Raw genomic sequence first — 228 nt, 5'->3', positions numbered from 1 at the left:
CTCACAATCTTCTTCAAGGTTGGCAAATTCATCGAGGCGATCTTTTATATCATTCCAGCCCACATAGCCGATAAAAGCACAGAAATCGCCACAATGCGCAAGCCAGAATTCCTGTTGCCATCCATGATAACCTGGCGTGCGTTCAACCAACTCTTTCAGCATTTCATCAGGATATGTGTTCTTAATACCGGCAAATTCGTCCTCTTCATCATACTCAAATTCAACACC

1 protein-coding gene is annotated in these 228 nt (G+C 43.4%); it reads right to left on the bottom strand.

Translation table 11 applies throughout. From position 1 onward, the window contains the following. The coding region (locus SB764_RS45260; protein WP_410867475.1) for a CbrC family protein at positions 1 to 228 on the bottom strand (228 nt) is incomplete at both ends.

This window comes from Paraburkholderia sp. SIMBA_027, from assembly GCF_046535315.1.
Taxonomy (GTDB): domain Bacteria; phylum Pseudomonadota; class Gammaproteobacteria; order Burkholderiales; family Burkholderiaceae; genus Paraburkholderia; species Paraburkholderia tropica.
This window is presented reverse-complemented; position numbering and strand designations above follow the sequence as displayed.